The sequence below is a fragment of the Gemmiger qucibialis genome (genome assembly GCF_027689445.1).
Lineage (GTDB): Bacteria > Bacillota > Clostridia > Oscillospirales > Ruminococcaceae > Gemmiger > Gemmiger qucibialis.
In genome coordinates this window covers 109,219-130,312 of record NZ_JAQFEN010000007.1, presented here as the reverse complement: position 1 = coordinate 130,312, position 21,094 = coordinate 109,219, and the positions used below count along the sequence as shown (strand labels likewise).

Genomic DNA, 21,094 nt, shown 5'->3' with positions numbered 1-21,094 from the left:
ATTTGGCAGGTGTAGAGCCCTGCCTGCTGTGCGGCGGGCATTAACCCTTGACGCCGCCGACAGTAAGGCCCTTGACGAAGTATTTTTGCAGGAAGGGATACAGGATGATGATGGGCAGGGTGGAAACAATGATAACGGCAGACTTGATGGCAATACCCAGGGAGGATTTATCCGCAGAGCCTGCACCATCGCCAACCATGGCAGTGCCGTTGACAATATTGCGCAGGAACAGCATAACGGGGTACTGCTCCTTATTGAGGTAGATCAAAGAATTGAACCAGTCGTTCCAGAAGAACACCGCATAATACAGGCCGACCGTTGCAATGGCAGCGGTGGAAAGCGGCACAATGATGCGGCGCAGAATGCCCCAATAGCCCAGGCCGTCAATAAGAGCAGCTTCCTCCAGCTCGTGCGGGAGAGATTTGAAAGAGTTGATCATGATGATCAGGTTGAACTGGCTGATGCAGAAGGGTAGCAGCATAGCCCAGCGGGTGCCGGTCAGGTGCAAAGAGGATACCAGCAGGTAGTTGGGGATCATGCCGCCGGCAAAAAACATCGAGATAACAACGATCTTCATGAAAAACTTGTGGCCCATCAGGTTGTCTTTGGACAGGGGATAGGCGAACATGATCGTCATCAACATAGCGATGGTAGTACCGCCGATGGTATAAATAAAGGTATTGCCATATGCCTGGAAAAAGTTGGGGTAGGTGAAGATCTGCTTGTAAGCATCCAGGTTAAAGCCGACTGGCCAGAACAGGACCTGGTTGTTGATGATGGCCTTGGAACTGGAGAAGGACAGCGCTGCCATATACACAAACGGCAAAAAGCAGACAAGCAGGGTAAAGATCATGACCAGGTTGACAATGGTGTCAAAAACGACGTTTTCTTTTGTTTTATAATACTTGCTCATCTTTTTGCCTCACTTAATACAGGCTTTCGTCCGTCAGCTTTTTGCTGATTGCGTTGGAGCCTGAAACCAGAATCAGACCAATGATGCCGCCAAACAGGCCAATGGCCGTTGCGTAAGAGTAGTTCTGGTTCTGCAGACCGGTGCGGTAAACCAGCGTATCAATGATATCGCTGACGCCGGAGTTAGACGGAGTGTACATCAACAGGACCTTTTCATAGCCAATGCTCAGCATACGGCCAACGTTCATGATCAGCATGACCATGATGGTAGGCATGATGGAGGGGATGGTCACGTGGAAGATCTGCTGCAGGCGGGTAGCGCCATCCATCTCAGCGGCTTCATACAGATCGCTGCTGATGCCGGTGATAGCGGCCAGATAGATGATGGCGGTCCAGCCGGTGTACTGCCAGGATTCCGACAAGATGTACAGCGGGCGGAACCAGCCTGGCTCGTTCATGAAGTAGATGGGGGTCATGCCGAAGACGTTGTGCAGAAGGTTGTTCAGCAGGCCGGTGCTGGGAGAAAGAATCTCGTTCATGATGGCGATAACGACCACCGTGGAGATAAAGCGCGGCATGTAGGAGATAGTCTGCACAACTTTTTTCAGGTGCTTATTGCGCACTTCGTTCAGCAGGATTGCGAAGATAATGGGCAGCGGGAAGTTGATAACCAGGTTTTCCAGCGAAACCACTAACGTGTTGCGGAATGCGCGCCAGAAAGCGGGGTCTTTCAGGAAGCGCTCAAAGTAGCGCAGGGTCCATTCGGTGCCAAACATACCCTGGCCGGGGCGGTAGCGCCGGAATGCCAGAATGTTGCCGAACATGGGAACGTATTTGAAGATGATGAAATACAGCAGCGGCAGAATCATCATGGCATATAATGCGCTGTACTGCTTCAGGTGCTTGATGGTATGCGAACGCCGCTGGGCCTTTTCGGCCGGCGTAAGCTTTGCTTTTGCCTTACCCATGGATTGCGCTCCTTTGGTTGGGGGCGGCGCGAACCGCGCCTGCCCTTAAAAATAAAAGCAGGGGGTATATCCTCCACGGATATGCCCCCTGCTGAGGATCAACTGGTCAATATTTTACTTATTGTTGTCGTTGTACATCTGCAGGTACTGGTCAATGCTCAGGTTCTTCATTTCAGCAACGTAAGCATCCCAATCGGTGTCGGTGCTCTTCTTGCCGGTGATGAAAGCATCTGCCCAAACTTCAAAGGTATCGCCCAGCGGGGTGCGCAGGCTGGCGGCATCCTCAGCGGTCAGGTCGTCAAACTGCGGAGTGGGAGGTACGGGCTGGATAGCATTATCCATTGCAGCAACTTCGGTGTTGATTTCGGCATAGTTCTCGTCGTATTTGGACATTTCACGCTCGTTGATCCAGACCATCTGGGTAACGTCGGAACCGCAGCCGTACTTGAGCTGCATGCTCTTATAAATGCCGTCAGCACTGTTCACAATGTCGTCAGAGTAAACGATCTTGTCGCCGTCCATGGTGTAGGTCTCGCCTTCAACACCCAGGCACCACAGTTTTGCATTCTCCTCAGAGTAGAACATTTCATCGATGGTGCGGACAATGCGCTCGAAATCATCGCGTTCAGCAGTCTTTTTGGGGAACATGATGCCGGAACCGGTGCGGGACTTGGGCTGGTGGTGTGCACCTGCGGGGCCTTCCAGCGGCGCATACATCTGCAGTTTAAAGCCGTCGATCTCGCTGGCAGCTTCCACGCCGCCGATCTGGTCATAGTAAGCGTAGGTGGCCATGGAAGAACCGGTAGCCATCTTCTGGCTCCACTTATCACCATCAATGGGGTCAGCCATTTCGGGGTCAAGCAGGCCTTCGGAGTAGAGCTTGCTCAGGAATGCGAAGTATTCTTTGCACTTATCATCAATTGCGCCAGCAAAGAAATCCTTGTTGTCGTAATCATAGCTCAGAACGTAAGAGCCATCGGCGCTGTTTTTGCCCACGCTGATGCCGAAGGAAGGCATCGTCATACGGAACAGAACGCGGGGACCAGCCAGAATGGTGAGCGGGTAAGAATCGGGATAATCAGCTTTGTAAGCCTTCAGGATCTCGTACAGGTCATCAAAGGTCTTGGGGGCTTCCAGACCCTTGGATTCCAGATAATCCTCACGCAGGATCAGGCCGCCATCGTAGAACGGCTTATCGGTCAAAGACGGCATATAGTAGCGCTTGCCGTCCTGCAGGTTCAGCATATCCACATCGTCCTGCAGGTCCATTTCCTCAACGCGGGCGTTGAAGTTGGGGGTCCAGTCGCTGTAGTCGCTGATGGGAACCAGAGCGCCGTTCAGAGCCAAAGAAGCATTCTCACCGGTGGTGGACTGGTACAGGATGACATCGGGAACGTTCTCGCCGGTATTCAGTGCCAGAGAAACCTTGGTAGAGTAGTCCGCAATAGGAATGGCCTCAACGTCCAGGTTGACGTTGCAGCGCTTCTGCACTTCGGTAAAGGTGAGCCAGTCTTCTTTATAAGGAAGGGTAGCATTATCCGACAGATAAATTCGGATGTTGATGGGGTCCTCATTGGAGTAATCCGGGGTGCCGGATTCGGTGGAAGCGGCAGTGGAATCTGCGGTAGACTCAGCTGCGCTGGAAGCGACCGCGGAAGAACCGCTGCTTCCACAGGCGGCCAAAGTGCCTGCTGCCATGCAGGCGGCCAAAGCCATGGCCAAGGTACGGCTGACTGACTTTTTCATGGGGTATCCTCCTTAATATGGTTTCCCTTTTTATAATGCCGCTATCAGGGTTGCAAGCGAAAGCGGCGTGTTCCACAAAAATGGGTAAACCAAGGCCAATACTGCCTTGCGCCCCGGTTACCCGGCAACAAATACCCCGCGGCTGGCTGCCACACGAAGACGGTTTCGAACTATTGTTTCTCAAATTTCATGTTTGCCGGAATATTTGTTTCAATATCTGTATCATACGCCAAACCTGCCCCATCGTCAATACATTTGTGATAAATTCATGATTATTTACAAACAAGTGTGTGAAAGTTTGGAGAAAACGGAAAATAGCAAGTTTGACGAAAGAAAATTAGGCAGAGAGACCGTTAGGAGTTGGGCGCGAAAAAAAGAATAAGTAATAAAGAATAATGAATCATTATGGTGGCCTGCGGCGCAGAAGCGCCGCTCAGTAAATATTGGGTTTGATGTTATTTGAAAAGCAGCTGCAAAGTATATCGATCGTGCGGCACGATGCGGGCATCGTCATGGGCGGGCTTTGCTGAATTGTTAGGGCAACACCGCACAATTCCCGCCTTGCGGCTTAAGCACCGCTCCGGCAGCTGCGGCACGGCATCTGCGTTGCCAAAATGCTCGATAAGACATCCAGTATTATCTGCGCTTTTGGCTTGGCATCTGCCGCACCTCGCTCGCCGTATCGGCACTTAGAATTATGCGGTATTGCCTTAGCTGTAAAATGGAGAGGGTAGAAATGTGCTCCATTACCAATTTCGCTAAAGGCAGGTTTAGCGAAATATAGAGCAGGGTAAGTAACAGCCTATTAGAACTCATTCAAACACTGTATTTTGTTCAGCAATGCGAGTCACGCCAGCCACTTACCGAATGGCTTCCTTAAATAAAATAGATTTGTCCTTCACATTAAGTAGATTATACTGTATCTATTAAGCACTATATTCCTGTGTTCATGCGTTTTCTCGCGCATTCTTGTTTGCAAGACTAAACACCATATACACACATCAGAATACATCTCGCACCGACAAAAGCATGATTTTACCATAAAATCTATTCCACCCGGGGCACATGCCTTTGAACGGATCCGACTTTGTCAGCAGCAAAAGTCCGGTTTCTGTAAAAAGTCGGATTTGTTCAAGAAACAGGTCGGATGCGTCCATTCTCAAATTGTGGAAAAATGTGTATGATAAAGACAACGAAAGGGGCACACGAGAAAGCGCCCCAGAGATTGAAGGAGGAAAATCAAAATGAAAAACAAGCGCATGATGAGCGCCGCCATAGCCGTTCTGATGGCTGGTTCTCTGGCAGCCTGCGGCGGTTCCACTACCGCCAGCAGCACTGCTGACAGCACCCCTGCTTCCACCGCATCTCTACCGCTCGGCGTTTACGAACTTCCACATGGGTTATTCCTGCGCACTGGCGTGGATCCTGGTGGTCATCATCGGCCTTGCTACCGCTATCCTGTTCAAAACCCAGAACGCATGGGTCCATTACGAAGCTGAATAAGGAGGTTTTTCCATGGTTGGCGAACAGAAAAACAAAAAAATGGCTTCCGTTGTGTTCCATGTTTTTTCCTGCCTGTTGGGTTTTATCATGATTTACCCGCTGCTGTGGCTGGTGGCGAGCTCATTCAAATCCAATGATACGATGTTCAAGAACACCTATTCCCTGTTGCCGGAAAGCTGGGGCATCATCAAAAACTACAATTCCGGCTTTGCCAGCACGGCGGGGTACAGTTTCGGGCATTTCTTTATGAACTCTGCCATCGTTACGGTCATCGGCGTTGTCTGCACGATTTTCTCCTTCCTGCTGGCAGCCTATGCGGTATCCCGCGTCAAGTTCTTCGGTGCCAATTTCGGGTTTGGCTGCATCATCATGACCATGATGATGCCCGCACAGGTCATGGTCGTTCCGCAGTACATTATCCTGAAAAAGCTCCACCTCAACGATACGCTGCTGGCCATGATCCTGCCGTGGGCATTCGGCGGTGCGTTCTTCGTCTTTTTGATCGTGCAGTACATGCGCGGCATCCCCAAAGAGCTGGATGAAGCGGCCATGATCGATGGCTGCTCCAAAATCGGTATCCTGTTCAAAATTCTGGTGCCCGTTGTTCAGCCCGCTATCGTTTCGGCGGCCATCTTCGCGTTCTACTGGATCTGGCAGGACTTCTTCCTGCCGCTGATTTTTGTCGGCAGCCCGAAGAATTACACCATTCCTCTGGCACTGAACATGTACACCGACCCTAACAGCTGCAACAATTACGGCGGCCTGTTTGCCATGTCGGTCATCTCGCTGCTTCCGGTCATTCTTGTGTTTATCAAATTCCAGAAATATCTGGTAGAGGGTATTGCCACTGACGGCATTAAGGGTTAAAATAAAATAGTATATGGAAACAAAATTATAGGGGTGGTCATTGACCGCCTGCCAACGGAACGCTGCGCCGAGATCTTCCAGAAAGCGGCCGAAAATTATGCCGTCTACCTGCGCCAGTGCGAAAAAACTGCCGCGGAGCTGGCGGAAGAGCGGTTTTTATAAAACGCGGCGGGGATGGCAGGGATGATGAGGCTGCCAACTCCGTTTCGTTTTACATCAGTATATTCTTTTTTCCTATTTGGCAAGTAGGTAGATCGCACTTTTACCAAATTCCGCATATTTCACAATTTGAAACCGCGCAGGTCCAGTGCGCCTGTGCCGCGGTAGGTGAACCACAATTCCTGTTCGCCATCCAGCTGCAAAGTGCCCATCGCAGTCTGCCAGGTATTGCTGGCAGTTACCGGGAATACAAGGGCCGAGGCACCACTTTCCTTTGCGGCAATTTCCAGCGTACCATCGCCAGTGCAGCGATAGGTAACTGTAAGATTGGTACCGGGATGCAGCAAAAAGCTGCGGTAGCCCGCGTTGGAGCCATCGCGCAGGTTGGCAACATACTGCTGGGCAAAAATATCGCCGTCAGGGCCATCCTGGGTGATGTAGGGGTGCTCTTCGCCGATGGTGGTTTTGGCGCGGTAGGGGCCGGCACCGTTGGCGGTTTGCAGGCAACAGGCAATGCCCGCGGGGTAGCTGTATCCGATTTTCAGCGGGCCATCGTTCAGCCCACAGGAAGTGACCCGCACCTGGGGAATGCTGCCATCCGGCAAAAGCGTGATCTTTTCGGCGCAACCCTGGCGGGAATAGGGCGTGCGGTTGGTCTGACGGTGGTAGAACACATACCACTGACCGTTGATCTCCACAATACTGCCATGGTTGGTACCGGTATAATTGCAGGGCACCGTGCGGCCATCCAGCCCAATATCGCCGTTAGAAACAATGGTTCCGCCGTAATGGTAAACGCCCTGGGGCTTATCCGCCACAGCATAGCACAGTTCGTGATTCTGGGTGGAAGAATAGATCAGATAATAACGGCCATTCGCTTTGCGCAGGGACGGTGCTTCAAAAAACGGGTGCTCCGCAAATTCGGTTTCCTCAGCATCCGCCTGCTGGGGCAGAACGATCTGTGGGGCTTCGCGCACGGTACACATATCGTCTGCCAGTTCAATGAGCTGGCAGCCCTTGGTAAACAGATGCATGGCAGCAAACTTGGGGTTGATGCCTGGAATGGGGCAGAAACCGCTGACAAGATATACCCGACCATTATCGTCCACAAAAATGCCGGGGTCATACTGGAAAGCGTCCCCTTCTTTCGCGCCCAACAGGGTTCCATCCGGGTAATGCACATGGTCATAAAATTGGAATGGCCCCACCGGGGATTCCGACACCGCCACCGAGATGCGCCCGCAGAATTCCAGTGCATAGAACAGATAATAGCGGCCATCTCCGCCGCGCTGCACATCGGGGGCAAACAGGCGCATGGCGGTACTGCCTTCAGCACACAGGGGGTCCTGCACGCTGCGGTAACTGGTGCCCTCGTACCGCCAGTTGGCAAGGTCATCCGCGCGGGCAGACCAACAGACATAATCGTTCAGGCAGAAATCATTCCCGCCAAAGCGGTCATGGCTGCCGTATACATACACTCGGCCATTGAACACATGAGGTTCGCCGTCCGGCACATACTCATAGGATGGCAAATACGGGTTGACTGCCTGTTTGGCTTGGTTCATCTTGCTCTCTCCCCTATCGGGCAGCTTTCGCCGCCCGTATTTTTATTGCATTGTGGTTACACCATCAGGGTCTGCCAGATTGCCGATGCCGGCAGCACCAGCAGCAGTGCCGGGATCATGTTAGCGATGGGGTACTGCTTGATGCCGCTGACCCGCATACCGGCCACAATGGTCAGCACACCGCCGCAGCTGATAAAATCCTGCAGCATTTCGGGCGTGACAAACGGTGCAATGGCCCCGGCCGCAAAGAACAGCGCCAGCATGACCGCCAGCATGGGCAACGCGATCACTGCCACCGCCACGCCTAGCGTAACGGCAAACACTGCAGCGGTGCACAGATCTAACACAGCCTTGGATTGCAGCACGGCGGGGCTGCCGCTCATCCCCTCTACCAGCACGCCATAAATGCCAAACCCGCTGGCGCAGAACAGCACCACAACGGTGATGTAACGCTCCATATCAAAGTTGGCTTCATCGTGCGGCAGTTTGCGGGTGACAGCGCCAAACACATGGGTGATGTGCTCTTCCAAATGGAGCAGCTCACCCAACAGAGTACCAAAAATCACGACAATGACCACGGGGGTCATCTGGTTGGCTTTCACGATGGAGTTAATGCCAATGGCCATAGAAGCAAAACCAAGCACCATCGTCAATTTTTCCCGCGGGGCGGGGGTAAAGCGGCTGCCAAGCACAGTGCCCAGCAGCCCGCCGATCAGCACGCAGCTGCAATCCGTCAATACTCCAACCGGCATCATACGTTCTCCAGCTTCTGCAGCAGGTCGTTCACCGTCACGTTGGCAAAACCGGGGATGACCAGTTCAGCCTGGCCCAAAATTTCGGGGCTGCCAATGCCAACGGCTTTCATGCCCGCATTGTGGGCGGCCTGAACACCGGCCACGGCGTCCTCAAACACCACGCAGTATTCGGGGTCGATACCAAGATCTTCGGCACCGGTCACAAATACTTCGGGGTCGGGCTTGGCGCGGCTCACGCGGGTTCCATCCACCACAGCGTCAAACAGTTCGGTAATGCCCAGTCGGTCCAAAATCATCGGGCTGTTTTTGCTGGCGGAGCCAAGGGCTATCTTGATGCCTGCCGCATGTGCCTGCTTCAAAAAGTTCTCCACACCGGGCAGCAGTTCGCTTTTTTCCAGCTTTTTGATGTACTCCACATACCAGTCGTTCTTGCGCTGGCAGAGGGCCTGCTTTTCATCCTCGGTCATTGTGCGGTTGCCGATCTCCAGGATGATCTCCAAACTGGCCATCCGGCTGACGCCTTTCAGGCGCTCATTGTCCTGCTCGGTAAAGGGAATGTCCAGCTCATCGGCCAGGCGCTTCCAGGCCAGAAAGTGATATTTGGCGGTGTCCACGATGACGCCGTCCAGGTCAAACAAAAATCCGTATTGGCTCATTTGTATCCTCCTGTTGTTGGTTGGGGTCAGTTGTTTACATCCGGCAGGCCGTAAAATTCATAGGTCTGGCTTTTTCCGGGTGCGCTGGTCAGGTTGGTCACGCAGTATGGCGGGGCTTCCTTGGCGGCGCTGGGATAATCGCGGTAGCGCTCACGGTCATCACCGCCGGTCGCAATTTCCGCTTTGGCCAGCACAGCAGCGGCAGCAGCATGGCGTTTTTGCAACGCTTCAGCGGCGGAAAAATCCACTCTGCGGGCGGCAGCTGCGGCAAAGGCGGCGGTTTCGTCCAGCTGGGCATCGGCCAGGTTGGTGGTTTCGTCCGGGTCAGCAATCACATCAAACAGCTGGTTGTGGATTTCGTCCCGGTGGCAGGTGATGAACTTCTGCTGCCCATGGCGGGCCATGCAGCTGTAGGTCCAGCCGCCCTGCGGCAGCTTGTCCACAATTTCACTCCACACGGTGCGGTCAGCATCGGCGGATTCACCGCGCAGCACGGCAACAAGGCTCTGGCCATCGGGTTCCGGCAGCGGATCTGCCCCGGCCCAATCACACACGGTGGGGCCAAGGTCCAGCAGGCTGACAGGTGCTGTTATCCGCTGACCAGCCGCCACGCCGCTGCCCGCAAACACCATGGGGATGCGGACGGACTTTTCAAAAAAGGACTTTTTGCCATAAATTCCGTGTTCGCCCACGGTATCGCCGTGGTCGGAAAGATAGCCGAACAGTGCAGGGGTACCGCGGTTTTGGGTGAACACATCAAAGGCGGCGCGCGCACGGCCGATCAGGCCATCCGTGTGCTCCACCAATCCTTTATAGGCAGCCTGGCAGGCCAGCACGATTTCCGCACGGGTGTTGGGTTCCTGCAAATTACGCTGCTGGGCGTTCAGCCAGGGTTCATTCCCCTGCCAGGTGGCGGGCAGCTGGGCGGTTTTCAGGTACTTCAAAAACAGCTCCGGCGGTGCAACATACGGGAAGTGCGGGCCATAGGTGCCCACCACAATGAGCTGCGGTTTGCTGTGGGGCTGGGCAAGGTACTGTTCCAGAGCATCCAGCACCATATCGTCATAACACACAACGGGCGAAGCGCCGCCGCCAACCACATCAATGCACCATTTATAGCCCATCGTCTGGGTATGCACGCCGAAATCCTGTTCCAGCGTTTTTTGTGGGCGCACCCATCCGCTGTTGGTAAAATCCGGGGCCACACGGCGGGTAAAGCCGTGGCGCTGGTCGGGGCCGATAAAGTGCATCCGGCCCACCAGCACGGTTTCGTACCCGGCAGCTGCCATCGCATGCAGGAAAGTAGGCGTTGTTTGAGGCAGGGTATCGTTATTGGTAAAAATGCCGGTATGGTACGGAGACAGCCCGCTGAGCATGGCCATGCGCGCCGGAACGCAGAGCGGGCAGGGGGTATATGCAGCGTCAAACGCGGTGCCCTGTTCCCGCAGCGCTGCCAAGTTGGGTGTATCCACCGGCATCTGCCCGCCCGCCTGATACTGCGGCGCGTGCTGGTCACTGATAAAAAGTAAAATATCGGGAGACATGAGGGACTCCTTTCGTTGAAGTTAGGAGTTAGGAGTTGATTAGGAATGAGGAATTGGAAAGCGAATTAAAAAAGAATAGAGAATAATGAATAATGGTGGTGGACCGCGACGCGTTTGCGCCGCTCAGGAGATATTAGGTTGGCAGATGTTTGAAAATAGATGAATGACCCATAAGCCGATCCGTAGAGAACGGTCTTGACCGTTTCGAAACGATTGGACCAATGCCATAATGGGATTTGCGGAAAGGCCCACGGGACGATGACGAGCATCGTCCCCTACAGATCAAGGATTTGGCTTGCGGCATATCCTTCATGTTTCTCCCCGGCGCGATGAGCGCATCGCGCCTTACAAAAGAGTGGCCGTCTGTCCTAATTTTTCAACACCGAACCTTCCCCTAGCCCCAATTCCTAACTTCTCATTCCTAATTCCTAATTAAACTCCTCCCTCCTACTTCCTAACTCCTAACTATCTCACAAATTCCGCTGCCATCTTCAGGCTGTCATCGGCCTGGGGGTACACGCCGCATTTATCCACAAAGGCGTGGCCGACGCCGCAGTAGTTCACCCAGGTAACGGGCACATGGGCGGCGGCAAGGTAATGGGCATAGGTTTTGGCCTGGCTGGTCAGATAGTCGTACTGGGCGGTGATCAACAGCGTGCGCGGCAGGCCGGAAAAATCGCTGTCCCACAGGGGCGAAACGGACGCCATGTGGGAGTTGACACCCTCCGGCAGGTAGTTATCCTCGCTGCGCTTGCCTGCGTTCCAGATGGCCAAGATGCGCGGCACGATCCACTCACTCTGCGCATCATCGTAAATATAATCTTCCAACCCAAAGTGATAGTCCTTCAGGCCGTCGGTTTCCCGCACGCTCAGCGCGGGGTAATACAGCACCTGGCTGTTGACCATGCCAAGGCTGCGGTCACGGTCGCGGTGGGCGCACAGAGCGGCCAGGTTGCCGCCGGCGCTGTCCCCTGCCACAGTGATTCTTGCGGGGTCAATGCCCCTTGTTTCGGCCTGGGCATGCAGGCGGCAGAGCAGCTGCCAGCAATCTTCCAGCGCAGCAGGCCAGCGGTGTTCGGGGGCCAGATGGTATTCCGGTACCGCCACAACAGCGTTGGCCTGCTCGGCCAGATAGCGGCAGAAAGGCAGCACAACCTTGCGGCTGCCGTACTGCCAGCCGCCGCCATGCAGGTACAAAATGCAGGGGCGGCCCTTGGGCGGGGTGGGGGTTTTGGGTTGGCAATAGGTCACATCAAATGGACCAGACGGTCCGGCCATGCTTTCTTCCCACTCTTCTAGTTCGGTGGTGGCAAGTTCTTTGCCCTCGATGTGTTCATTTTGCAGCTGGCGCACCAGCTGAACGTTGCCGCTGCGGATGGCTATGATCTTGACGTCCGGTTTGCCGTTGGATTCCCGGATCTCCGCCAGAATTTCATCGCTCAGCGCACCAATGCGCCCACCGGGCAGCAGCTTTACAATATGATTCACGCCGTTCTGTTTCCATTGCAGCGCAGGCAGCGGGATGTTCATGGGGACCTCCTTTGGTTAGGTAGGAGTTAGGAGGGAGGAGTTAGGAGTTGGTGACGGGACAAAGCCGTGCGTCGGGAGAATTAGGAATTTGTAATGAGAAATTAAAAATTGGTGGGGCAGCATGTGTGATAGACATTGATTGCACATTATAAAATGTTCTGTAGGGAACGGTCTTGGCCGTTCCGGGGCGGTGGAATAAATGGCGTGATTGAATTTGTGGCAAGGTCCGTCCGGGGCGTCGGGGACGCCGCGGTCCACCACAATTATTCTTTCTGATTTATTCATGATTCTTTTCCGGCACCGGGGTCCTCTCCCCTGCCCCAATTCCTAACTGCTCATTCCTAATTTCTAATTGAAAAAACTCCTACCTCCTAACTCCTACTTCCTAACTAATTTACAGGTGTGCGTCCCACTTGCCGCAGAAGGCATCCACGGGGCTGTGGCCCTTGAAGGTGCTGCGGCCGGTGAGTTTTTCTATCAACTGGTGCAGGCAGTGGTCGTTATTGCTGTAGCAGTTGATATAGGTCTTGACGCGCGGGAAATCCTGCAAATGGTAGGGGTTTTCCAGCGAGACAAACACAGTGGGAATATCATTCATATAATGCCCGCAGTCCGCGCCCATGGGCTGCTTCCATTCAATGCGCACCACGGTCTGGTTGCTCTTGGTGGAAAGGTTCGCCACGTATAAAATCAGGTCGTAATTGTTCACGACTTCTTCGTACTTGGTGGTAAAGCCTTCACCATAAGGCTGGGGCACAAAATCGTCGATCTCAAAGCCTTCTTTTTCCAGCATGGCGCGCAGCTTGGCGCAGGCCGGGGCAACCTTATAGTTGCCCTCACCGCCCGCTGCGGGCTCGATGGTATAGAACAGGATCTTCTTGTAGCGTTCCGGGGTGATGGGCAGCACACCAGGCTGCTCTTTAACCAGAGTGATGGCCTTGTCGGCACATTCCTCGGCCCACTGCTGGTGCTTGGCACAGCCGACAATGGTTTTGGCTTTTTCCACATCCAGCTCCGGAGCGCCGCGGTTCAGGCCCAGGGCAGCCTTGGTGGCCAGGATGCGGGTCACGGCTTCATCCAAGCGTTCGGGGGTGATGATGCCATCCTTGATGCCCTGCAGCATAAAGCCATAGTCTTCTTCCAGGTTGCGGGCAAACAGGAACATATCGGCACCGCGGGCAATGCTTTCGGGCACAGCGCGGCGGCGGCTCATGGCCAGGGTGTAGCCCGCCATCGTGGTGGCATCGGTGCAGATCAGGCCGTTGAAACCCAGTTCCCCGCGCAGCAGGCCCTGCATCATCTCACGGCTCAGGGTACCGGGCATGATGTCCTCATCCTTGATACCGGGGTTTAGGCGGCGAGTCCAGGCGGGCTGCATGATATGGCCCACCATGGCGGTCAGGGCACCGGCTTCAATACCAGCTTTGTAGGCTGCGCCATAGGTGTTCATCCAGGGATCGCAATCCATGCTGTTGATAGAAGTGACCAGGTGCTGGTCGCGCTCGTCCTGGCCGTCACCGGGGAAGTGCTTGATGGAAGCGGCAAGGCCCATCTTCTGCACTTCTTCCACATAAGCACGGCCCATGCGGCGCACCCGCTCCGGGTCGCTGCCAAAGGTACGGGTGTTGGTGATGGGGTTGCGGTAGTTCGTGTCAATATCAATAATGGGAGCAAAAGCCCAGTTTGCGCCAACGGCGCTGGCTTCGGCGGCACAGGCATGGGCCATCTTGGTGGCCATGCCGATATCATCCGTTGCGGCAATTTCCATCGGTGCACCGACCAGCGTACCCTCGTTCACAATGCCGTTGCCGCCTTTTTCCAAGTTGGCGGCGATCAATAGTGGCACCTTGCTGCGGCTATAAATGTTCTGGGTGGCGGCGATGGCGCGCTCGGTGGGCACCACTCGGTACATACATCCGCCCGGTTTGAGGATATTGAACACATACTCAAACTCCTCGGGCTTACATTCCTTGAACAGCACACAGAACAGCTGGCCAGCCTTTTCTTCGGTGGTCATGCCGGCCAGGGTAGTGTTCACCCATTCAATATCTTCCGGTTTGAGGTAAAATGGTTTCGCAGCCAGGTCGATCATAATTCTCTCCCTCTCTCAAATAGTATCGTCATCGTTCACAAACAGTTCGGTCAGGGGGTCGGTGGGCAGGCCGTCTTTTTCGTGCTTACGCTTACCGAAGTAGGCGAACGCGCCCACGCACGCCCCGCCGGCCAACAGGCCCAGCACGGGCAGAATTGCTTGGAGTACAGTCATTTATTCCGCCTTCTTCCGGTACTGCTTCAGGCCGTAACGGCTGTACATTTCTTCGGGGGCATCGTTCTCTTCAAACGCAGCGGTCATGGCGGTCAGCAGACGGTCAGACTGTTCAGCATCCTCTAACACATGCTCCTGATGGGGGTCGTTCTGCAGATCAAAAAGCATATCGCCGCCTTTCAGGGTGTGCAGGAAACGCGGGTTGGGCCGTGCCTCGATCTTCATCACCGGGGTACCCTTGGTGTAGCTGAAGCCCGGTGCCATGGTGGCGGTGCGCATCTCCTCCACACTGAACATAGCGCGCATGTGGGTGGGCATCTGGGTGTATTCGTAGGTCTTTTCGTCAAAGTCCTTCACATCGCGCAGCAGGGTGTAGCGGCCATCGGTAATGCCAACGGGCATGCTGTGGTAGCCGAACAGCGCGTATTCCCGCACGGGGGTATCATCGGCCAGGGTCTGGGTCAGCGGGCGGCCCAGCATGTCGGCGGGGATCTCGATACCAAAGTAATCCAGCACGGTGGGGGCCAAATCAATGGTCTGCACCAGCGCGGGGCTGTGTACGCCCTTGCGGCCGGAGCGCGGATCCCAGATGAACAGCGGCGTGTGGACCAGTTCCTCATAGTTGGGGCTGCCGCCCTTGCCCCAGTAGCCGTGCTCGCTGAGGAAGAAGCCGTGGTCAGTGTTGACGATGAGCATGGTATCTTTCCATAGATCCAGCTCATCCATCAGATCCAGCACGCGGCCCAGCTGGCGGTCGCAGAAGCGAACGGAGGCTTCATACTTGGTGCGTATTGCTTCAATCTCTTCGGGGCCTTCGGTCACATCTGCATACGGCGGCCAATCGGGCTGGGTAGCACAGTCAGGGTCAAAGTGGGAGGTTGGAGAAGTAAACGGTTCGTGCGGGTCAAACGTTTCGATCTGCAGGAACCAGTTATCGTACCGGCCATTGCGGTTGAGAAAGTCGATGCCGTCCTCAAACGTCTTGCTCATCGGGAAGTCCTCTTCACTATGCAGGCGCTCGCGGTTGTGCATGTTCTGCCAGCCGCCATGGCGGCGCATTTCACGCAGCGTGCCGGTTGCTCCTTCAGGGCTGAGCTGGTTGGGTGCAAACTCGGTGGGGGTGGGGGCCAGATCGGCCACCCAGTTATCACTTTCCTGGCCACGGTAGCAGCTCCAGCTGGAATAACGGCTGTGATAGGTGCAGCCGCCATCCTCGACATAATGGTAATGGTCGGTAGCAAGGCGGCTGTGGATGCCGTGCTTTTTCAGGATTTCCGGCATGGAATCATCATACGGTTCCATGGGGCCCCAGCTGCGGTGCAGGAAGTTATAGCGGCCGGTGTGCAGCTCTCTGCGGGCAGGCATGCAGGGCAGACTTCCCACATAACTTTTGTCAAAGCAGACGGTATGGGCTGCCAAACGCTCAAAGTTGGGGGCCGGGATGGGGCCGCCGTATACGCTCAACAGGTCCCGGCGCAGGGAGTCATACATGACCATCAATGCTTTCATGGGTGTTCTCCTTATCTTAAAAACTCAATGGCGGAAGCTGTAGGGACGCATGCGGTCCAGCACTTTCGGATGTTCGTCAATCACGTTGTGCAGTTCCTGGGGGTCGGTTTCCAGGTCATACAGTTCATCGGTGTCGTTATAGTTGCGGATCCACTTGTAGCGGCCGTCAAACAGCATGGTGCAATTGTGCAGTTCGCTGCGCTGCACGGGGCGCAGGGGTTCGGTGCTGCCGTTCAGCACCGGCACCAGGGAAACCGCATCCATCTCGCGGCGGTTCCAATCCGCACCGGCCAGTTCCAGACAGGTGGGAGCCAGGTCCATCAATTCAGCCAGGGCATCACTGTCCCGCCGCTGGGTCATACCCGGCAGGTGAACCAACAGGGGGATGCGCAGGCAGCCTTCGTACATGCAGCTCTTTTCCAACAGGCCGTGGTCGCCCAGCAGCTCGCCGTGGTCGGCGCAGAAGATGACGACCGTATCATCCTTATGGCCGGAGGTTTCCAGCCAGTCCAGCAGTTTGCCGATCCACCGGTCGATGACCCGCACGCTGCCGGCGTAGCAACGTTTGACCTGCTGCAGATCAGCCTGGGTCATGCCGCCGGTCTGCTGGGCCACGCGCCGGCGGATCCAGGCGGGCTTGCCTTCCATATCATTGGGGATGGGATCCGGCCACAGGGTATCGCCCACAGCGTCATAATCCTCCTTCGGGGGATCCCAGGGGTTGTGCGGCCCGGCAAAGCTGACGGTCAGGTGCCAAGGAGCACCGGTGTTATCGTGTTCGTTCAGCCATTCCAGGGATTTTTCACCAATGAAGGTATCCAGGAACACCTCATCTGGCAGCACGCTGGGCTGGGCGTGATAGCGGGGCTTCTGGCGCATATAGCTGCGGTAATCTTTTTCCAGGGTGCGCATCAGTTCCGGGTCTTTATCCATCAGGTATTTCTGATAGGGACCCATGGGATAGATGCTGCCGTCCGGGTTGGTACCGTACCAGGCGCTGTTCATTTTGCCCTCGGTTTCCACCGGGTCGGTAAAGCCGTAATGGTACATGCTGGGCAGATCGCCCTTTACGCCGCAGTATGTATCGCGCTTATGCAGGTCAGTCTTGCCCACAATGCCAACGCGGTAGCCGCTGTCCCGCAGGGCCTGATAGAAAGTAGGCTGCTCCGGCGGCAGCACCGCATCATGGATGGGCACGCCGCAGCGGCTTGGGTACCGCCCCGTTGCCAGGGATGCCCGGCTTGGGGTGCAGAGCGGGCAGGTGCAGGATGCACGGGTAAACAGCACGCTTTCGTCCATCAGGCGGCGCAGGTTAGGGGTCTGGATGCCATCCCCCATCCCCTCCAGCGTTGCCGTGCGGATCTGGTCGGCCATCAGAAATAAAAAATTGTAATGTTTCATAAAGCACCTCTGGGGGTAGGCAGGAGTTTGTTTCAATGAGAAATTAGAAATTGGAGGTTGTTTTGGAGGTTGTCTTGTCCCGCCTTAAATTACTCATTGCTAATTTCTAATTCCTAATTTTCTTCCCCTCCTACTTCCTCCCTCCTAACTAAAAAATGAGGCGCGGGCCTTTTTTGACCCGCGCCGCTGATGTTTGGTTATGCCGCAACGGCGCGCTGTGCGCGGGTCTTACGAGCCAATGCGATGCGTGCATGCTTTGCTTTGATGTGGTCGAACTTGTCTTCGTTCATACGGTAGATCATAAAAATCAGCCATACGCTGTACTTGATGCAGGTCTGCATATAATCGCTGACGCCGATGGCGGTGAACTTTGCCAGGCCAAGGATCAGGAACTGTACGCTCAGGGAGCCAGCCAGGATGCCAACCACCGGGTTGGATTTTTTAGCCAGCCAAACACCGACTGCCATGGGGAACATGTTGGCGAACACAGTGCTGTTGGAGTTCATGCCCAGCACAGGGACCAGGCTGCTTTTGTAGGCGGTGTCAAACACACCGGCGATGGCAACCAGCGCACCGGCTGCAACGTAGCACAGGAAAGCGTTCTTGTAGATGTTGATGCCTGCATCGTGGGCCAGCTTCTGGTTGCCCTGGATGGCGCGGCGATTGTAACCAAAGCCGCTGTACTGGAACAGGTAGGTCATAACCAGCATGACCAGCAGGGTAACAACGATGATGAAGCCCCAGTTGGACAGGATGGAAACGCCCGGCTTACCAAACAGGTTCAGGCCCTGCTGGTTGTACATACTGAAAGAGATGCACTCGTAAACCAGCGAGATGCCAAGGCCGAGAACCATGGGCAAGATGCGCATGTTGATGAACAGGAAGCCAACGAAACCGCCGGCCAGCATACCGAACAGCATGCTGAAAACCAGAACGCCAACACCGCCAAGGTTCAGGGACAGCGCGATGTTACCGCCGATGATACAGGCCAGGTACATCTGGGAGCCGGTGGAGGTATCCATACGGCCAACGGGAAGGTTGCAGTTCAGGCCCAGCGCAAAGCAGAAGGACGTGACCAGGTTGCGCATCAGGGTGGTGTAGTCTACCGTGGAATTCAGGGTGTGCACGCCGCAGAAGGCGAGGTTCAGCAGCTCCATGATAAGCCACACCGCTGCCGGAATTGCCACAGTAAATGCAGCGTTCATGAGCAGAACGTGTTTTTTCTTAAAGGATTGCCAGTTGCTCATTGTTTTTCTCTCCTTATCCGTTCAGGCGTGCCGCCGCAGACCTTTTGCGGGGATCAGCCCATCATCTCTTTAATCTTTTCATAGCTCAGGCTCTGCATGATGACATTGATGTCATCAGAAGTAACGTCAGGGTTGACGGTAACAAGCATCTGATCAACGAAGTCCTTGTTGGCAATCCAGTTGCCGGTTTCTTTTGCATCCCAGCCGGACATTTCAGTCAGCTGCTCAGCGCTGGTGATGGGGATGAAGTTGAAGGTGAAGTAAACGGGCAGGCCGTCTTCGCCGCGGCAGGCGCGGCACTCAGCACCGGAAACCAGTGCGTTGTAGGTAGCGGCAAACATAGCTGCGGTCTGGGTAGACACGGTCTTGATAGCAACCAGGTCAACGCTGGAGTTGCCGGAAGAGTCTTTGGTGTTGAATGCGGTTTCCAGGGTGGTGCCCAGGGCGCCAACGCTGGCAACCTTGATGTTGATGCCGAAGCTCTTTTCCACTTCGTCAACCACGGTAGCGCTCTGGTTGTAGGTCTGGCCGGAGCTCAGGAACATCTTGTAGTTGCCGGTCTGCAGCAGGGTGGAGATGCCGGGCAGCCAGGTATCCTTGTTGGGAGAACCAGGGTACAGGGTGATCAGGATGTTTTTATCGTTCTCAACATTGGTGGTTTCGCTGGAAGCGATCAGGTCATCGATGCTCTTGGTATAGGTGATGCCGTACTTCTGCTGCAGACCTTCCAGGATAGCGCGGGTGATCTCAACGTGCTGGGTGTTGCCTTGGGCAGCCAGGCTGGTGGAGATCAGGAAGCCTTCGCTGCCGTCCTCGCTGGCATTCTCCTCCAGCCAGTCTCCAAACAGGGAACCGACCTGAGCGTTGTTAGCGCCGATGCAACCTGCAAAGTTGGTATAATCAGTTGTGAGCAGCTCCGGATGCTGGGTGTAGTTGCCGTTGATGGTGTAAACCAGGCCGTTATCCATGCAGAGCTGAGCCATCTGACCGGAGGCAGACTTCATATCGATGATGGCGTCTGCGCCGGAGTCGATGCAGTTTTCAATAAAGGTCTTGGTGGCTGCATCGTCCTTCAGGGTCTCGGAGAAGATGAACTTGACGTTGTAAGTGGGGGCGATGAAATCTTCCAGGTAAGCGCGGCGGGTGGTAACTTCGTCGTTGGCCTGGGCTTCGGCAATGCCGATGACATACTGCTTGGTAGCAGCCGGTGCAGCGGAGTCGGAAGCAGTGGAGGCTGCAGTGCTGTTACTGCCGGTAGAGGCAGCGGTGGAAGCTGCCGTAGAGGAAGCAGAGCTGCCGCAGGCGGTCAGCATGCCGCCTACCAGCATCAGCGAAAGCGCGGACTGGAACAGTTTGCTCTTTTTCATGGTGTTTTCTCCTTTGAATTTGTTTTTCATGTGTGTTCAAGGGTGCCAGGCACCCGATATACAATTTTGCAGTGGGGAATCAGAACTGCACGCGGGAAGGCAGCAGATTCTGGCGTTCGCTGTTCATCCAGACCAGCAGCAGGAAGATCACGCCGCGGATGCCCTGGATGAATGCGCTGGAAACACCGACCATCAGCAGGCCCTTGTTCAGGGCTGCAACGGTCAAAGCGCCCAGCAGGCCAGCGTAAGCATTGGAGCGGGAACCGCCAAAGATGGACATGCCGCCCAGAACGGTTGCCAGCATAACATCCATGCCAAGGCCACTGCCAGTCTCAACGCTGACTGCGGAAACATCGATCACACTGAACACGGCGGCCAAGCCAACGCCAACGCCGGTCATCAAGAAACTGATGTAGGTTGCGCGAGAATTGGAGATGCCGGTCTGTGCGGCGCAGTTTTCGTTGCCGCCAAGGAACCGCAACTCACGGCCAACGCGGGTAAAGTGGTAAATGACCACGCAGAAGATAAAGTACCCGAAGAATGCAACGTAACGGAAGCCGCCGTCTTCCAGCATAGCGGCAACGCTCATATCAAGGTCGATCTTGCCGCTGCCGCCGATCAGCAGGGTGCTGATTGCGCCGTAAATCTGGGTAACCACGATGGCAACGGTGATGGTTTTGATGTTGCACACAACGGACATCGTGCAGTTGAACGCCATCAGGCCTAGGGCCACGGCCACCGTTGCCAAAATCATGACAACAACGGACTGTGTTACGTTATAAGCCTTAACGCCCAGTGTGGCGGCAAGGCCAAGCACCGCACCGATGGAGATATCCAGGTTGCCGTTGGAGTAGATAAAGGCAACGCCCGTTGCGCAGGTACCAATGATGATGGCCTGGCTCAGGATGCCTTTCATGACGGAGAGTTTGAAGAACCGTCCCGCCGTTGCAACGCCGAAGATCAGGATTATGACCGCCAGCATTACAATGGGGAACAGCATGAGGAAGTAGCGGTTATCCCGGATGATGTTGAGTTTGTCTTTCCAGGAAAGGTGCAGATCCTCTTTGGTCATTTTGGTCTGTTTTGTTGCTTCCATGGC

General features: G+C 55.0%; 18 protein-coding genes. 3 read left to right on the top strand and 15 right to left on the bottom strand.

What is annotated here, in order from left to right:
* Positions 1–40 precede the first annotated feature (40 nt).
* The 3 genes from PG062_RS11360 to PG062_RS11350 all read right to left on the bottom strand — a co-directional run bounded on the left by PG062_RS11360 (position 41) and on the right by PG062_RS11350 (position 3,626).
* A complete protein-coding gene (locus PG062_RS11360; RefSeq protein WP_270752376.1) occupies positions 41–913 on the bottom strand; it encodes a carbohydrate ABC transporter permease in 873 nt (290 codons plus the stop codon).
* Between the two features lie 13 nt (positions 914–926).
* On the bottom strand, positions 927–1,880 hold the full coding sequence (locus PG062_RS11355; RefSeq protein ID WP_270752375.1) for an ABC transporter permease: 954 nt from the start codon (positions 1,878–1,880) through the stop codon (positions 927–929).
* Positions 1,881–1,994: 114 nt separating this feature from the next.
* On the bottom strand, positions 1,995–3,626 hold the full coding sequence (locus PG062_RS11350; RefSeq protein ID WP_270752374.1) for an extracellular solute-binding protein: 1,632 nt from the start codon (positions 3,624–3,626) through the stop codon (positions 1,995–1,997).
* Between the two features lie 1,180 nt (positions 3,627–4,806).
* Here PG062_RS11350 and PG062_RS11345 point away from each other — a divergent pair.
* From PG062_RS11345 to PG062_RS11335, 3 genes are all read left to right on the top strand, one after another.
* Positions 4,807–4,968 carry a hypothetical protein gene (locus PG062_RS11345; RefSeq protein WP_270752373.1) on the top strand — a complete coding sequence of 54 codons (162 nt, stop codon included), beginning with the start codon at positions 4,807–4,809 and terminating at the stop codon, positions 4,966–4,968.
* A 173-nt stretch (positions 4,969–5,141) separates the two neighbouring features.
* The gene (locus PG062_RS11340) at positions 5,142–5,996 is read left to right on the top strand and encodes a carbohydrate ABC transporter permease (RefSeq protein ID WP_270752372.1); all 855 of its coding nucleotides are present in this window, start codon (positions 5,142–5,144) and stop codon (positions 5,994–5,996) included.
* A 33-nt stretch (positions 5,997–6,029) separates the two neighbouring features.
* Positions 6,030–6,158, top strand: a complete 129-nt coding sequence (locus tag PG062_RS11335; RefSeq protein WP_270752371.1) for a hypothetical protein — start codon at positions 6,030–6,032, stop codon at positions 6,156–6,158.
* A gap of 119 nt (positions 6,159–6,277) precedes the next feature.
* Here PG062_RS11335 and PG062_RS11330 read toward each other — a convergent pair whose 3' ends face one another.
* The 12 genes from PG062_RS11330 to PG062_RS11275 all read right to left on the bottom strand — a co-directional run bounded on the left by PG062_RS11330 (position 6,278) and on the right by PG062_RS11275 (position 21,091).
* Complete coding sequence (locus PG062_RS11330; protein ID WP_270752370.1) at positions 6,278–7,720, bottom strand: family 43 glycosylhydrolase; 1,443 nt, start codon at positions 7,718–7,720, stop codon at positions 6,278–6,280.
* Positions 7,721–7,776: 56 nt separating this feature from the next.
* Positions 7,777–8,475, bottom strand: a complete 699-nt coding sequence (locus PG062_RS11325; protein ID WP_270752369.1) for a DUF554 domain-containing protein — start codon at positions 8,473–8,475, stop codon at positions 7,777–7,779.
* Positions 8,472–9,131: a beta-phosphoglucomutase gene (gene pgmB, locus PG062_RS11320; protein ID WP_270752368.1), complete on the bottom strand. Its 660-nt coding sequence runs from the start codon at positions 9,129–9,131 to the stop codon at positions 8,472–8,474. Before pgmB ends, PG062_RS11325 begins: the two co-directional genes overlap by 4 nt.
* A 26-nt stretch (positions 9,132–9,157) precedes the next feature.
* Positions 9,158–10,675 carry a sulfatase-like hydrolase/transferase gene (locus PG062_RS11315; RefSeq protein ID WP_270752367.1) on the bottom strand — a complete coding sequence of 506 codons (1,518 nt, stop codon included), beginning with the start codon at positions 10,673–10,675 and terminating at the stop codon, positions 9,158–9,160.
* A 465-nt stretch (positions 10,676–11,140) separates the two neighbouring features.
* Positions 11,141–12,205 carry an alpha/beta hydrolase gene (locus PG062_RS11310; protein WP_270752366.1) on the bottom strand — a complete coding sequence of 355 codons (1,065 nt, stop codon included), beginning with the start codon at positions 12,203–12,205 and terminating at the stop codon, positions 11,141–11,143.
* A gap of 394 nt (positions 12,206–12,599) precedes the next feature.
* On the bottom strand, positions 12,600–14,297 hold the full coding sequence (locus PG062_RS11305; protein WP_270752365.1) for a glycoside hydrolase family 3 protein: 1,698 nt from the start codon (positions 14,295–14,297) through the stop codon (positions 12,600–12,602).
* Positions 14,298–14,312: 15 nt separating this feature from the next.
* On the bottom strand, positions 14,313–14,471 hold the full coding sequence (locus PG062_RS11300) for a hypothetical protein (RefSeq protein WP_270752364.1): 159 nt from the start codon (positions 14,469–14,471) through the stop codon (positions 14,313–14,315).
* On the bottom strand, positions 14,472–15,980 hold the full coding sequence (locus tag PG062_RS11295; protein WP_270752363.1) for a sulfatase: 1,509 nt from the start codon (positions 15,978–15,980) through the stop codon (positions 14,472–14,474).
* 24 nt (positions 15,981–16,004) lie between these two features.
* Positions 16,005–17,381, bottom strand: a complete 1,377-nt coding sequence (locus tag PG062_RS11290) for a sulfatase family protein (RefSeq protein ID WP_270752362.1) — start codon at positions 17,379–17,381, stop codon at positions 16,005–16,007.
* Between the two features lie 197 nt (positions 17,382–17,578).
* Positions 17,579–18,628: an ABC transporter permease gene (locus PG062_RS11285; RefSeq protein WP_270752361.1), complete on the bottom strand. Its 1,050-nt coding sequence runs from the start codon at positions 18,626–18,628 to the stop codon at positions 17,579–17,581.
* Between the two features lie 53 nt (positions 18,629–18,681).
* Positions 18,682–19,995: a type 1 periplasmic-binding domain-containing protein gene (locus tag PG062_RS11280; protein ID WP_270752360.1), complete on the bottom strand. Its 1,314-nt coding sequence runs from the start codon at positions 19,993–19,995 to the stop codon at positions 18,682–18,684.
* 79 nt (positions 19,996–20,074) lie between these two features.
* Positions 20,075–21,091 (bottom strand): ABC transporter permease, encoded by a 1,017-nt coding sequence (locus PG062_RS11275; RefSeq protein WP_270752359.1) that lies wholly within the window; start codon positions 21,089–21,091, stop codon positions 20,075–20,077.
* Positions 21,092–21,094 lie beyond the last annotated feature (3 nt).